Raw genomic sequence first — 14,869 nt, 5'->3', positions numbered from 1 at the left:
GATGGCTAAATGGGAAATAAGACGATGACAATTTTAAATCACACACTGGGTTTTCCGCGTGTAGGTCTGAAACGTGAACTGAAAAAAGCACAAGAAAGTTACTGGGCAGGCAACTCCACGCAAGAAGAATTGCTCAATGTGGGTCGTGAATTGCGCGCCCGCCATTGGCAACAGCAACAGCAAGCTGGCGTTGATTTAGTGCCAGTCGGTGATTTTGCCTGGTATGACCATGTCCTGACCACCAGTTTGCTGCTGGGTAATGTCCCTGAGCGCCATCAGAATGCTGACGGTTCGATTGATTTAGATACCTTATTCCGTATTGGCCGTGGCCGTGCACCCACCGGGACACCAGCGGCGGCGGCAGAAATGACCAAATGGTTTAACACCAACTATCACTACATGGTGCCAGAGTTCCAACAGGGCCAGCAGTTCAAGCTGGGTTGGACTCAACTGTTGGATGAAGTGGACGAAGCGCTGGCATTAGGCCACAAAATCAAGCCGGTACTGCTTGGCCCGGTCACTTATTTGTGGCTGGGTAAAGTGAAAGGCGAGCACTTTGACCGCCTTTCATTGCTGAAAGACATCCTACCGGTTTACCAGCAAGTGTTGGCTGAATTGGCCAACCGCGGTATCGAGTGGGTACAAATTGACGAACCGGCACTGGTGCTGGAATTGCCACAAGAGTGGTTGGATGCTTACCAACCGGCTTATCAGGCGCTACAAGGTCAGGTGAAATTGTTACTGACCACCTATTTCGACAGCATTGGCCATAACCTGGACACCATTCGCGATCTGCCAGTGCAAGGTCTGCATGTTGATGTCGTTGCTGGTCAGGATGATATTACTGACCTGAATGCAAAACTGCCAAAAGAGTGGTTGTTATCACTGGGTGTAATTAATGGCCGTAACGTATGGCGTGCAGACTTGAGCCACTGGTTCGAGCGCTTGCAACCACTGGTGAATAGTCGCCCGTTGTGGCTGGGTAGCTCTTGCTCCTTATTACACAGCCCAATTGATTTAAGTGAAGAAACTCGCCTTGATACAGAAGTCAAAAGCTGGTTTGCTTTTGCCCTGCAAAAATGTGCCGAGTTGGCGCTGCTAACACAAGCACTGAATGCCCCCACTGAAGCTAAACTGGCTGAGTTGGCAGCTTATAGCGCACCAATCCGTGCTCGCCGTGCTTCCAGCCGTGTGCATAACGCGCAAGTAGAACAGCGTTTGGCGGCCATCACTGCGCAAGATATTGAACGCCAACTGCCTTATGAAGCGCGTGCAGCTGCGCAGCGTAAGCGTTTTAATTTGCCAGCCTGGCCGACCACCACCATTGGTTCATTCCCACAAACCACTGAAATTCGTGGTTTACGTTTGGACTTCAAGCAAGGCCGTTTGGATGGCAAAAACTACCGCACCGGTATTAGCGAGCATATCAAGCAAGCTATTGCCGAACAGGAGCGTTTGGGCCTGGACGTGCTGGTGCATGGTGAAGCTGAACGTAATGATATGGTTGAATATTTTGGCGAGCATCTGGACGGTTTTGTCTTTACGCAAAATGGTTGGGTGCAGAGCTACGGTTCACGTTGTGTTAAGCCGCCGGTGATTATTGGTGATATCAGCCGCCCTGAAGCTATTACCGTTGAGTGGGCTAAATATGCTCAATCTCTGACGGACAAGCCGGTAAAAGGCATGTTGACTGGGCCAGTGACTATCCTGTGCTGGTCATTCCCGCGCGAAGATGTCAGCCGTGAAACCATTGCTAAACAAATTGCATTAGCACTGCGTGATGAAGTGGAAGACTTGGAAAAAGCCGGTATTGGTATCATCCAGATTGATGAGCCAGCGCTGCGCGAAGGCCTGCCGCTGCGCCGTGCGGACTGGCAAGCTTATCTACAGTGGGCGGTTGATGCTTTTAAATTGAATGCTGCGATTGCACAAAATGATACTCAGATTCATACCCATATGTGTTATTGCGAGTTCAATGACATCATGGATTCCATTGCTGCGCTGGATGCGGATGTGATTACCATAGAAACTTCCCGTTCAGATATGGAACTGTTGGAATCATTTGAAGATTTCGCTTATCCGAATGAAATTGGGCCCGGTGTTTATGACATTCACTCACCGAATGTGCCAAGTGTGGAATGGATTGAAGCTCTATTGCGCAAAGCGGCTCAGCGTATCCCAGCGGAACGTCTGTGGGTTAACCCGGACTGTGGTTTGAAAACTCGTGGTTGGCCGGAAACTCGCCAGGCACTGGCAAACATGGTTCTGGCGGCGCAACGTCTGCGTGAAGAACAGGCCTGATTAATAACGGTTTACTCTATGTTGTGAAACTTTGGGCGCATATTTGCGCCCTTTTTTATCGCTATTACTTACCCACTTCCTGCACAGGATTAGCTGCGACTCCGTGCTGCGAAAACCAGTCAAGCATGCGCTGCCAACCATCCAGTGCAGACTCAGCGTGATAACTGGGGCGATAATCAGCATTAAACGCGTGTCCTGCATCTGGATAAACAATGATTTCAGCATCGGCATTTGCTGCTCGTAATGCCTGGCGCATGGTGTCGATATGTTCTTGCGTGATACTACCGTCTTTTCCGCCATACAGCCCGAGCACCGGGGCACTGAGGTCGACTGCCACATCAACCGGATATTTCGGCAACAGCAAGGTTTTTTCTCCCACCAATTTGCCATACCAAGCCGCCGCCGCTTTTAATTGCGGGTTATGGGCGGCATACAGCCATGCAATTCGCCCACCCCAACAAAAGCCAGTAATGGCTAATTTGCTGGTATCCCCATCATGACGGGATGCCCAGTGGGCGGTATGATCAAGATCGACCATAACCTGCCGGTCGGGTACTTTGCTGACCAGATTTTTAACCAGTGCATTAATATCATCATATTCTTTAGCATCACCCTGGCGAAAGAACAACTCAGGGGCGATGGCCAGATAGCCCTGTTTCGCTAATCTGCGGCAGATATCTTGAATATGTTCATGCACCCCAAAGATTTCTTGCACAACAATAACCACAGGATATGGCCCCGAGTGTTGGGCTGGTTTAGCAACATAAGCCGGTAGCTCATCGCCTTGAGAAGGGATAGTGGTTTCTGTGCAGTGAATACCTTGTTGGTCGGTATGGCGGGACGTCGAGGCCAGAGGACCGACTGCCGGCGTGAAACCGCTTGCCACCTGTTTGAGAGTCATAGATTGATCAGTTGTCACTGTGGTCTCCTTACGAAATGAGGAAAGTATGACTCGGTAAAGTCTTATTGGGTTGAGCTATCCATTGCCCTGATATTTGCTGTTGACGATCTTAACTATAGGTAATCTTTAAGATTAATGAGATCAGGTTTGCAGTAATTAAGTATTTTATTGCGATATGTGGACGTCTGCTCAATAAGCCGATGATAAGAAGATATTCATCCAACATTAATCAATGAGTCCTACTATTGTTATTCATATACAAAATCACCGTTGCCGCGGTCTATTTTTGTCTAAAAATCGAACTCAATAAGCTTATTATGTGATAAAAATCACATAATAAATGTATTCAAAGTTATCATTTCTTTTATCAGAGTGACCGATGTCACGAAATAATGTGATGATTTTGAGTAAAGTAATCCTTTGTACCCCCTATAACATCTCTCATGAAAGAGGAGTCTCACACATGGCTAAATCCGACGTTTTTCACTTGGGCCTGACTAAAAATGATCTGCAAGGGGCGACTCTGGCGATTGTTCCGGGTGATCCACAGCGTGTTGAGAAAATCGCTAAATTGATGGATAACCCAGTACATCTGGCTTCGCATCGTGAATTTACCTCATGGCGTGCTGAGCTCGATGGTAAAGCTGTGATTGTCTGCTCAACGGGTATCGGTGGCCCATCAACTTCTATTGCGGTTGAAGAATTGGCGCAACTTGGTGTGCGGACGTTCCTGCGAATTGGTACTACCGGTGCCATTCAGCCACATATTAATGTTGGCGATGTATTAGTCACTACCGCAGCCGTGCGTTTAGACGGTGCCAGCCTGCATTTTGCTCCGATGGAATTCCCTGCAGTGGCCGATTTTGATTGCACCACAGCATTGGTTAATGCCGCTAAATCAGTCGGTGCGAAGACGCATATTGGTGTCACAGCTTCTTCTGATACTTTCTATCCAGGGCAAGAACGTTACGACACCTTCTCTGGTCGTGTTGTCCAGCGTTTCAAAGGCTCCATGGAAGAATGGCAAGCAATGGGCGTGATGAATTATGAAATGGAATCTGCCACTTTGTTGACCATGTGTGCTAGTCAGGGTCTACGTGCCGGTATGGTCGCCGGGGTAATTGTTAACCGCACCCAGCAAGAGATCCCGAACGAAGAAACCATGAAAGCGACTGAAAGTCATGCAGTAAAAATTGTTGTGGAAGCAGCTCGCCACTTGCTGTAATTCATCCATCTGATGGGGAAATCACCCACAGTAAATAAATAAACGAATATCATATGAGCGGGTCAGTTTACTGGCCCGTTCTTTATTTTGGCTGAGTATCTGTTAATGTCGTAGCTCTTATAATGGACAATAATAAGAGGAAAATATGACGACACCTGTTCTATCTCATCCTTCCCTACTGCCACTGGATGGTGGTATCAACTTTCGTGATCTCGGTGGTAACGTTGTCGCGGATGGCCGGCGAATCAAGCGTGGGTTATTGTTTCGCTCGGGTTCGCTTGACCGTTTGAGTACCAAAGATTGCGCTGTTCTCAGCAGTGGCTCCGTCACTCAAATTCTTGATTACCGCGATGCGGATGAAGTCCAGGCCAAACCCGATATCGTTTGGCAGGGTGCCAGTTATCACAATACTCCAGCCAATCCACTTAGTAGTGAAGTTAACGCCAATCTCGAGAAACTGACTAACGAGACATTAGCAACATTTGATGCCCGCGCCTTTATGTTAGAACTGTATCGCCGCTTGCCATTTAATAATCAGGCTTATAAACAGTTGGTCAGTTTGCTGCAAAATAGTGCTTCGCCAGAGCATGCTGCTGCGGGTGTGATACAACATTGCGCCGTCGGTAAAGACCGTACCGGTGTGGGTTCGGCTTTGGTGCTGTTTGCTCTAGGTGCTGATGAATCGACCGTATTGGAAGATTATCTACTGACCGAAACGACACTGGCACCTTTCCGTGAGCATATGTTGGCGGAACTGGCGTTAAAACTAAACGATCAGGCATTAGGGCAGTTCGCTTTTGTGCTGTCAGCTCGGGAAGAGTTTATCCAAACGGCACTGCGCAGTATTCAAGAGCATTATGGTAGCCGCGAGCAGTGGCTACGGCAGGAATTTGGTCTTGGCAGCACTGAGCGTGAAAAATTGCAGTCATATTTCTTGGAGTAGCAGTCATATTTCTTGAAATAGTTGTTCCCCAAGATGCAGCTTCTCTGATTTATTGTGTATTGAGCCACCACTGGGCGGCTCTTTTTAACCGCTTAATGATGCAAACTACCGCTTAACCAGTTCGCTGATATTTCTCTTAGGAACCAAGCGTATGTTAACGCCTGACAAATTCCCTGGAGAGAATGCTCATGCAACATGCGATTACCTTTGTTATCGCCTCCGCGTGTGTCCTTGTGATCTGCTACCGTCTATACGGTATCTTTTTTGTTCGTAAGGTTCTGCGCGTCGATGACAGTGAAGTAACACCTTCCCACACCTTTGAAGATGGTAAAGATTACGTTCCAACTAAAAAATGGGTGAACTTTGGTAGCCACTTTGCAGCTATTGCTGCGGCTGGCCCCTTAGTTGGCCCTGTACTGGCAGCCCAATATGGTTATTTACCTGGCTTTCTATGGTTATTGATTGGTTGTGTTATCGGTGGTGCCGTTCACGACACCGTTGTTCTGTTCGCTTCCATGAAACATCAGGGTAAATCTCTGTCTGAAGTGGCTAAATCAGAGCTCGGGCCAGTCGCAGGCTGGTGTACCGGTCTGGCTATGTTATTTATTATCACTATTACCATGGCCGGGTTATCGATGGTTGTGGTACATGCACTGGAACGTAACCCTTGGGGTACTTTCGCGGTGTTCATGACAATCCCTATCGCGATTTGTGTTGGTTTATGGGAGCGCATGACCGGCAGCATGAAAGGGGCTTCTTATGTCGGTATCGCTGCCATTATGGTGTGCGTGTTCGTCGGCCCTTACATTGAAGGTACTTGGCTTGGTGAATGGCTAATGCTGAAAGCGGATACTGTCAGTATCATTCTGCCAATGTATGCTTTCTTCGCAACGGCCTTGCCTGTCTGGATGTTATTAACTCCTCGCGGTTATCTTTCTAGTTTTATGAAAATCGGTGTATTCGGCGCACTGATTGTGGGTGTTGTATTTATTAACCCTGAAATTCAATTCCCAGCAGTAACACAGTTTATTCACGGTGGTGGCCCAGTTCTGGCTGGCCCAGTCTGGCCGTTTATTTCGATTACTATTGCTTGTGGTGCTATTTCTGGTTTCCACGCCTTCATTGGTTCAGGTACTACACCAAAACAAATCGACAAATGGAGTGACATCTTACCTGTCGGCTTTGGTGCGATGTTGGCCGAATGTATGGTTGGGGTAATGGCCCTGATCGCTGCAACTTCTTTGCATCCAGCCGACTACTTCGCGATTAACTCTTCAGCCGAAGCTTGGAGTGCGCTCGGTATGGAAGTGGTTAACCTGCCAAAACTGAGCCAGGAAATTGGCTTAGACTTGTATGGCCGTACCGGTGGCGCTGTAACCCTGGCTGTAGGTATGACAGATATCTTCATTCGTGTGCCATGGTTCAGTAGTCTGGCCGCTTACTTCTTCCAGTTTGTTGTGATGTTTGAAGCTGTATTCATCCTGACAGCCGTTGACTCTGGTACTCGTGTGGCTCGCTACTTGCTACAAGATTTCCTGGGTGATATCTGGGCTCCATTAAAACGCACTGATTGGTTACCAGGTACATTGGCATGCAGCGTTATTGCTTGTGCGTTGTGGGGTTATCTCCTTAACTCTGGTGATATTAACTCGGTCTGGGCGCTGTTTGGTGTATCAAATCAGTTAATGGCTTCTGTTGGCTTAATCATTGGTGCCACTATTATACTGCGCTTGGCAACCAAACGGGTTTATATGCTGACCTGTGTGATCCCACTGGCTTATCTGTTTGTTACTGTAAACTATGCAGGCTACTGGATGATCACCCATGTGTACTTCAATTCAGCAGCGAAAGGTTACAATCTGTTCAATGGCATCATTTCTATCATTATGATGACTCTGGGCGTAATTATCTTGATATCAGCACTGAAAAAATGGCGTGAACTGTGGATTCGCAGATCAGCCGAAATGGCTGGCAATAAAGTGATTACTGCCAACGCCTGATATCCAAGTTAATAGCTTTAGTTCTAATAAACGGTCGGAATCCTCTGGCCGTTTATTTTTTGTTAAGCAAAAATGTCGACATATTGAGTATGCTAGCGGCTACTTTATTGATAACAGGGAAATGCCTGTGACCTTAAATGACGTCATTACTATCGTTACTGATTTTGTTCGTGAACATGAAATATGGGCAATGCCTATCGTGTTTATCCTCGCTTTTGGTGAATCGCTAGCCTTTCTATCCTTACTGCTACCCGCAACGGTTATCTTGCTCGGATTAGGCGCATTAATTGGTGAAAGCGGAATTTCTTTCTGGCCGATTTGGGCCGCCGCTGTAGCAGGGGCCTTCTTTGGCGACTGGGTATCCTATTGGGTTGGCGATCATTACAAAAATCGTGTCGGTACCTTGTGGCCACTTTCCCGCAACCCCCAACTACTTGTTCGCGGCCATGCTTTCTTTGAGCGCTGGGGCTTTTTTGGTGCTTTTATTGGCCGTTTCTTTGGCCCACTACGTGCCGTCGTTCCTCTGGTTGCCGGAATATGTGCTATGCCAAAGTTCTATTTCCAGTTGGCTAATATCACTTCTGCCATCATCTGGGCATTCGGTATTCTAGCTCCTGGCGCTTTCGGTATTCAGTGGCTTTCCCACTGGATAGATTAATTTTACGTGAGTCCTGAAGCTGCTCTATATTTTGTGGCTGACAGTTTTAACGCATTTTTTTGTCGCAAAGTAAGTGGTTTTTTATCTGCTTGTTATTTATGCGTGCAGCTTCGCAAGATGGTATGTAACGGAAAAACACTCTGGACATCCATACAGTATCCCCTTACCTTGACTGACAATAGGTTAATGGGGAGATAAGCGTGGATATCAGTTTATTTTATGGCCTGGGAGGCTGCCTACTCGGTGGGCTTATTGGTTGGCTGATTGCTAGCTTGTATCAGCAGCGCAATAAAGCGCAGCAGGATATTGAGCGGCGGTTACTTGAGCAGTCATTACAACAGTTTCAGCAAAATACCTCAGAATTACAGTCCCTTTTGCAACGTAATGAACAACAATTACGGCAAGGTGAGTTAGAACAGCGTAATTTGCACAGCCAGTTAGCGGCAAATGCTGAAAAACTACAGCAATTAGCTCATTGGCATAATGAATGTGAACAGCTCAATCAGGAATTACGGGCTCAACGAGAAGTGAATAGTGCACAAGAGGCTGAATTGCGCGAAGTGACTATTCGCTTGGAAGAAACACGGCTGAGTGCAGAAGAAAAGCAGCGTTTACTTCTTAATAGTGAGCAACGGCTAACCACACAGTTCGAAAATCTGGCAAATCGCATCTTTGAACAAACGGGTCGTCGGGCTGACGAACAAAATAAGCACAGTCTGGATCGCTTATTGTTACCTCTACGAGAACAGTTAGATGGTTTTCGAAAGCAGGTTCAGGATAGCTTTGGGCAAGAGGCTCGTGAACGGCATACTCTGACCCATGAAATCCGTAACTTACAGCAACTCAATGCTCAAATGGCGCGGGAAGCTCTAAACCTGACAAGGGCCCTCAAAGGGGATAATAAAACTCAAGGTAACTGGGGGGAAGTCGTTTTAGCTAAGGTGCTCGAAGCTTCAGGGCTACGTGAGGGGTATGAGTATCAAACCCAAGTTAGCGTAAAAATTGATGGTAATAGCCGTATGCAGCCGGATGTCATTGTGCGCTTACCGCAGGGTAAAGATGTCGTTATCGATGCTAAAATGTCGTTAGTAGCTTATGAGCGCTATTTTAATAGTGAAGATGATATTGAGCGCGAAGCGGCATTAAATGAACATTTATCATCACTGCGTGCCCATATCAGGATGTTGGGCCGCAAGGATTATCAGCAACTTCCTGGCTTACGTTCCCTTGACTATGTACTGATGTTTATTCCTGTTGAGCCTGCGTTTTTGGTCGCTATTGATCGCCAACCAGAATTGATCAGCGAAGCGCTACAGCACAATATTATGTTGGTTAGCCCAACAACACTGCTGGTGGCCTTACGAACTATTACTAACTTATGGCGCTACGAACACCAAAGCCAAAATGCACAACGTATTGCGGAGAGAGCAGCCAAACTCTATGACAAATTACGCTTATTTGTTGATGATATGGAGTCGTTGGGACAAAGCCTCGATAAAGCGCAATTAAGTTATCGTCAGGCAATGAACAAACTGTCGCAAGGCCGTGGTAACCTGATAGGGCAAGTTGAAGGTTTTCGTACTCTGGGGGTCGAGGTAAAACGGCCTATTAGTCCAACACTGGCAGAGAAAGCCAGTATGGAAGATCAACCTGAGGGCGATTTAGCGCTATCCGATGATGTAGAGTCCGAAATGAATGATTCTGCACCGCTGAAGTATCAGGGTTAGTTGCATGTTCCTCTTCTGTATGATGTTGAGAAAGCTGTGATTAAGCAGTTACCTTAATACCAAGTGAGATGGGGCTTTCATCGGAGTTCTGGTACAATTCCTCGAAAAATTGACTGAAAAGCAGGCACAGAAAATGGTAGATCAGGAGAAGGAAACCACTCATTTTGGTTTTCGCACCATAGCCAAAGAACAGAAAGAAGGCATGGTGGCAGAAGTTTTTCATTCCGTAGCTGCCAAATATGATCTGATGAATGACCTTATGTCATTCGGTGTTCATCGTATTTGGAAGCGTTTTACCATTGATTGTAGCGGTGTTCGGCGCGGTCAACGGGTATTGGATCTGGCTGGCGGCACCGGAGATTTGACTGCTAAATTCTCTCGCTTGGTAGGTGAGCAGGGTGAAGTGGTTTTGGCCGATATCAATGAGTCAATGTTGCGAATGGGCCGTGAAAAGCTGCGTGATAAAGGTATTGTTGGTAATGTCAGCTATGTACAGGCTAATGCTGAAGCTTTGCCTTTCCCTGATAATTACTTTGATTGCATAACCATTTCATTTGGCTTGCGAAATGTAACCGAAAAAGAAAAGGCCCTGTGTTCTATGTTCCGGGTATTAAAGCCCGGAGGCCGTTTGTTGGTTCTAGAGTTTTCCAAACCTCTTTTGGCACCATTGAGCAAAGCCTATGATGCTTACTCCTTCCATATTTTGCCTAAGATTGGTGAACTTGTGGCGCAGGACTCTGAAAGCTACCGTTATTTGGCAGAATCTATTCGGATGCACCCTGACCAAGAAACACTCAAAGGTATGATGATAGATGCCGGTTTTGAAAACGTAACCTATTCCAATTTAACCGGTGGTATTGTTGCGTTACATCGGGGTTTCAAGTTTTAACAGGGAATATGGTTATGCTGCTAAAGTCACTGATATTTAAACCTTTTTTATTGAAACCAACTTTGTTGTCGCCATTAATAACAGCTGCTATAGAAACGTCACTAAATAGTGTGCTCTTTCGCGATAAAAGCCTAAAAGCTGCACGTTTACGTTTAGCAGGGAAAGTCCTGCGTATCGAGTTACGTGAGGTGAGCTTTCCTCTGTTATTAGTATTTAGCGAACGGCAGGTTGATGTTTTAAGTCAATGGGATGGTGATGCGGACTGCATAGTGAAAACAGATATTGCTGTGCTGGTGAAATTGCGTGACCGTCAGCAGCTTTCATCTTTGATGCGTAGTAGTGAGCTGATTGTCGAAGGTGATATTCAGGTGGTTCAACAGCTTGTTACGTTATTAGATCTTGCCGAGTGGGAGCCAGCAGAATGGCTGGCCCCCTATATTGGAGATATAGCAGCAGAAACCATTGGGCAGGCAGTACAAAAAAGTAGCCGTTTTCTCAGTAAGCAGTTGCAACAGCAGCAAAATTACTTGGCTGAAGCAATAACCGAAGAATGGAAAATGGCGCCAGCGCCGCTGGAAGTTGTGTGGTTTAACGAAGAGGTTGATGCCACCGCTCGAGCAACCGAGGCTTTGACTGCCAGATTGGTCACCATGGAGACAAAACAATGACGCCAGGAGAACTTCGGCGCCTGTATCTTATCATTCGGGTTTTTTTGAGCTACGGGCTGGATGAGTTAATCCCGAATATACGTTTGACGCTGCCATTGCGTATTGGACGTCATTTATTTTTCTGGTTGCCTAATCGTCATAAAGATAAGCCGCTAGGGGAGCGTTTACGTCTTGCTTTGCAGGAGCTAGGACCTGTCTGGATCAAATTTGGTCAGATGATGTCGACTCGCCGTGACCTTTTCCCCCCTGAAATTGCCGATCAACTTGCTCTATTACAGGATAGAGTCGCTCCATTTGATGGTGCGCTTGCACGCAAGTATATTGAAATTGCGATGGGCGGGCCGCTAGAAACATGGTTTGATGATTTTGAGCAGGAAGCTTTAGCCTCTGCTTCCATTGCTCAGGTACATACTGCGCGTTTAAAAGAAAACGGCCAGGAAGTTGTACTCAAAGTCATTCGTCCTGATATCTTGCCGATTATCAAAGCAGATGTACGCTTGATGTATCGTTTGGCTGGTTGGGTCCCTAAGCTGTTACCTGATGGTCGCAGACTACGCCCGCGTGAAGTGGTACGTGAATACGAAAAAACACTGCTTGATGAATTGAACTTACTGCGTGAAGCCGCTAATGCTATTCAGTTGCGCCGTAATTTTGAAGCTAGTCCAATGCTCTATATTCCTGAGGTCTATTCTGATTATTGCCGGGAAAGCGTATTGGTGATGGAGAGAATTTACGGTATTCCCGTGTCAGATATTACAGCCCTTGAAAATCAAGGCACCAATATGAAATTGTTGGCGGAGCGCGGGGTTCAAGTCTTCTTCACTCAGGTTTTCCGTGACAGTTTTTTCCATGCAGATATGCACCCGGGGAATATCTTTGTCAGTTATGAGCATCCTCACGACCCACTTTATATCGGTATTGATTGCGGTATCGTCGGTTCACTGAATAAAGCAGATAAACGCTATCTCGCTGAAAATTTTATTGCTTTCTTTAATCGGGATTATCGACGCGTTGCTGAACTGCACGTTGATTCCGGTTGGGTTCCCCGTGACACTAATGTTGAAGATTTTGAATTCGCTATTCGTACCGTTTGTGAACCTATTTTCGAAAAACCATTGGCAGAAATATCATTCGGCCATGTGTTGTTGAATCTCTTTAATACAGCACGTCGCTTTAATATGGAAGTTCAACCACAGCTGGTTTTACTACAGAAAACGCTATTGTATGTTGAAGGTTTAGGGCGTCAGCTCTACCCGCAACTTGATCTCTGGACGACCGCAAAACCTTTCCTGGAAAGCTGGCTGCGGGATCAGGTCGGGCTTCCTGCGGTTATTCGTGCATTGAAAGAGAAGGCACCATTCTGGGCGGAAAAGTTCCCTGAGTTACCAGAGCTTGTTTATGACAGCTTGCAGCAGCATAAATTACTACAGCAAAGTGTCGATAAGCTCACAACTCAAATGCAAGGTCAGCAGCAACGTCAGGGGCAATCACGGTATTTATTCGGTGTTGGCGCTACACTATTAGTCAGTGGTACCATTTTATTCTTGGCCGATGCAGCAGAAATTTCAACTGGATTCATTGTCGCTGGAGTATTGGCTTGGCTTATTGGTTGGCGACGAACTAGTTAATGACTTATTGCTAAAAGAAGCTGTAGATAGATTATTGTATGGTAGGTGATTGATGTAAAAGTTATTCAACAAGTCACTTATTTGTTCAAGAAGCTATGCGCTAGTTCAAAATGCGGTAAGTTAGATAGATCTTCACAGAGGTAATATGGCGTATAATGCGGCCCTCTGTGGAATAACCCTTGTATATAGAGGTGAATGTAATGGGTGGTATAAGTATTTGGCAGTTATTAATCATTGCCGTGATTGTTGTTCTACTGTTTGGTACTAACAAACTGCGGACATTAGGGTCAGACTTGGGTGCATCCATCAAAGGTTTTAAAAAGGCTATAGGTGATGAGCCACAAACTCCACCAACGGATGCTAATAAAACCAGTAACGATGCTGATTTTGCAAACTCGATTACTGAAAAGCAGCAGCCAGTTGCTAAAGCTGAAGAGTCTAAGAGCCACGACAAAGAGCAGGGATAAGCTGTGTTCGATATCGGGTTTAGTGAACTGCTACTGGTGCTGGTGATCGGGCTGGTCGTCCTTGGGCCAGAACGACTACCGGTAGCGGTAAGGACGGTTGCTGGTTGGATTCGTACATTGCGTTCACTTGCGGCAACAGTGCAAAACGAATTAGCACAAGAGCTGAAGATACAAGAGTTGCAAGATAGCCTGAAAAAAGCAGAAGAGGCGGGTTTGCAGAACTTGACACCTGAGCTGAAAGCTTCAATGGATGAACTGAAAGAAGCCGCTGAAGCGCTAAAACGTTCTTATCATTCTGACATCGGCTCGGAAGCACCACATACGATCCATAATCCACTAGTGACCGAACCAGAAGCGATTCATGATGGTGTTACACCTGCTGAATCAGCGACGCAGGTGCAGGCATCACCTCAAGCTCCGAGTACTGATACTGATAAAGTGATCACTCCGGTAGCGGTTGGAACTGCTCCAGATGACGATGAAAAATCCATTGCTCAGGTTGAGGTGTTTTCTGCATCAACCCTTTCTGTAGATAGGGAACCTGTTCCTGTTACTAGCATTCCTGTAACTAAGGCAAAAACTGCCACAGTTGACACCCATAGCACAGATTCACTTCGTGCTGACCAACCTCGAACTCACCAACATGGCGGCGATCGGTAAACATGGCTGTTGATGATACCCAACCCCTTATTACTCATTTAATAGAATTGCGTAAGCGGTTATTGAATTGCATCATCACTATTTTAGTGGTTTTTTGCGTATTGGTTTTTTTTGCCAATGATATTTATCACCTGGTTTCAGCGCCTTTGATCAAACAACTGCCTGCTGGTTCTAGTATGATTGCAACAGATGTCGCGTCGCCGTTCTTTACCCCGATTAAATTGACCATGATGGTCTCAGTATTTGTTTCAGCGCCGATGATCCTCTATCAAGTTTGGGCTTTTATCGCCCCTGCTCTGTATAAGCATGAGCGCCGCTTGATGGTTCCACTGTTGATATCCAGCAGCTTCTTATTTTATCTGGGAATGGCATTTGCCTATTTTATTGTTTTCCCATTAGCTTTTGGTTTTTTTGCCAAAACAGCGCCGGAAAGTGTGTTAATCGCGACGGATATCACCAAATATCTTGATTTCGTTATGGCGCTTTTTATGGCTTTTGGTATTTCTTTTGAAGTTCCGATTGCGATAATTCTTTTGTGCTGGGCGGGGGTGACAACACCTGAAGCATTGAAGAAAAAACGGCCTTATGTGTTTGTTGGAGCTTTTGTGGTAGGAATGCTCCTTACCCCACCGGATGTACTGTCACAGACACTGTTAGCGATTCCGATGTATCTGTTATTTGAAGTGGGCGTGTTCTTTGCCCGCTTTTATACCGGCAAACAACGCCGCACCGTTATTGAGGAAGAGGATGAAGAAGTCGATAATCATCCTAAAGAGTCTTAAATTTCTACTTTGATATTTTA

General features: G+C 46.2%; 13 protein-coding genes. 12 read left to right on the top strand and 1 reads right to left on the bottom strand.

What is annotated here, in order from left to right:
• Positions 1–24 precede the first annotated feature (24 nt).
• Positions 25–2,301 (top strand): 5-methyltetrahydropteroyltriglutamate--homocysteine S-methyltransferase, encoded by a 2,277-nt coding sequence (gene metE, locus DX162_RS04720; RefSeq protein ID WP_004391367.1) that lies wholly within the window; start codon positions 25–27, stop codon positions 2,299–2,301.
• 64 nt (positions 2,302–2,365) lie between these two features.
• On the opposite strand, the gene DX162_RS04715 is transcribed toward metE, so the two are convergent.
• Entirely contained in the window at positions 2,366–3,220 is an 855-nt protein-coding gene (locus DX162_RS04715; protein ID WP_032820190.1) for a dienelactone hydrolase family protein, read from the bottom strand.
• A 445-nt stretch (positions 3,221–3,665) separates the two neighbouring features.
• On the opposite strand from DX162_RS04715, the gene udp reads away from it, so the two are divergent.
• The 11 genes from udp (at position 3,666) to tatC (ending at position 14,849) form a co-directional block, all read left to right on the top strand.
• Positions 3,666–4,427 (top strand): uridine phosphorylase, encoded by a 762-nt coding sequence (gene udp / locus DX162_RS04710; RefSeq protein WP_004391369.1) that lies wholly within the window; start codon positions 3,666–3,668, stop codon positions 4,425–4,427.
• A gap of 145 nt (positions 4,428–4,572) precedes the next feature.
• Positions 4,573–5,370 (top strand): tyrosine-protein phosphatase, encoded by a 798-nt coding sequence (locus DX162_RS04705; RefSeq protein WP_004391370.1) that lies wholly within the window; start codon positions 4,573–4,575, stop codon positions 5,368–5,370.
• A gap of 188 nt (positions 5,371–5,558) precedes the next feature.
• The gene (locus tag DX162_RS04700) at positions 5,559–7,370 is read left to right on the top strand and encodes a carbon starvation CstA family protein (protein ID WP_032820192.1); all 1,812 of its coding nucleotides are present in this window, start codon (positions 5,559–5,561) and stop codon (positions 7,368–7,370) included.
• A gap of 127 nt (positions 7,371–7,497) precedes the next feature.
• Complete coding sequence (locus tag DX162_RS04695; protein WP_032820194.1) at positions 7,498–8,028, top strand: DedA family protein; 531 nt, start codon at positions 7,498–7,500, stop codon at positions 8,026–8,028.
• A gap of 200 nt (positions 8,029–8,228) precedes the next feature.
• Positions 8,229–9,755, top strand: coding sequence for a DNA recombination protein RmuC (gene rmuC, locus DX162_RS04690; protein ID WP_004391373.1), 1,527 nt, complete (start codon positions 8,229–8,231; stop codon positions 9,753–9,755).
• Between the two features lie 133 nt (positions 9,756–9,888).
• Positions 9,889–10,644 (top strand): bifunctional demethylmenaquinone methyltransferase/2-methoxy-6-polyprenyl-1,4-benzoquinol methylase UbiE, encoded by a 756-nt coding sequence (gene ubiE / locus DX162_RS04685; RefSeq protein ID WP_032820208.1) that lies wholly within the window; start codon positions 9,889–9,891, stop codon positions 10,642–10,644.
• Positions 10,645–10,658: 14 nt separating this feature from the next.
• Entirely contained in the window at positions 10,659–11,312 is a 654-nt protein-coding gene (ubiJ, locus tag DX162_RS04680) for a ubiquinone biosynthesis protein UbiJ (RefSeq protein ID WP_032820196.1), read from the top strand.
• Positions 11,309–12,940 carry a ubiquinone biosynthesis regulatory protein kinase UbiB gene (gene ubiB, locus DX162_RS04675; protein WP_032820198.1) on the top strand — a complete coding sequence of 544 codons (1,632 nt, stop codon included), beginning with the start codon at positions 11,309–11,311 and terminating at the stop codon, positions 12,938–12,940. The genes ubiJ and ubiB overlap by 4 nt, the downstream gene beginning before the upstream one ends.
• Before the next feature lie 200 nt (positions 12,941–13,140).
• Complete coding sequence (locus DX162_RS04670; protein ID WP_004391377.1) at positions 13,141–13,407, top strand: Sec-independent protein translocase subunit TatA; 267 nt, start codon at positions 13,141–13,143, stop codon at positions 13,405–13,407.
• Between the two features lie 3 nt (positions 13,408–13,410).
• Complete coding sequence (tatB, locus tag DX162_RS04665; RefSeq protein ID WP_004391378.1) at positions 13,411–14,067, top strand: Sec-independent protein translocase protein TatB; 657 nt, start codon at positions 13,411–13,413, stop codon at positions 14,065–14,067.
• 2 nt (positions 14,068–14,069) lie between these two features.
• The gene (gene tatC, locus DX162_RS04660) at positions 14,070–14,849 is read left to right on the top strand and encodes a Sec-independent protein translocase subunit TatC (protein ID WP_004391380.1); all 780 of its coding nucleotides are present in this window, start codon (positions 14,070–14,072) and stop codon (positions 14,847–14,849) included.
• Positions 14,850–14,869: the final 20 nt, after the last annotated feature.

It is taken from the genome of Yersinia kristensenii (assembly GCF_900460525.1).
In the GTDB taxonomy this organism is placed as follows: Bacteria; Pseudomonadota; Gammaproteobacteria; order Enterobacterales; family Enterobacteriaceae; genus Yersinia; species Yersinia kristensenii.
The sequence above is the reverse complement of the archived record's forward strand: the minus strand, read 5'-3'. Positions and strand labels throughout refer to the sequence as shown.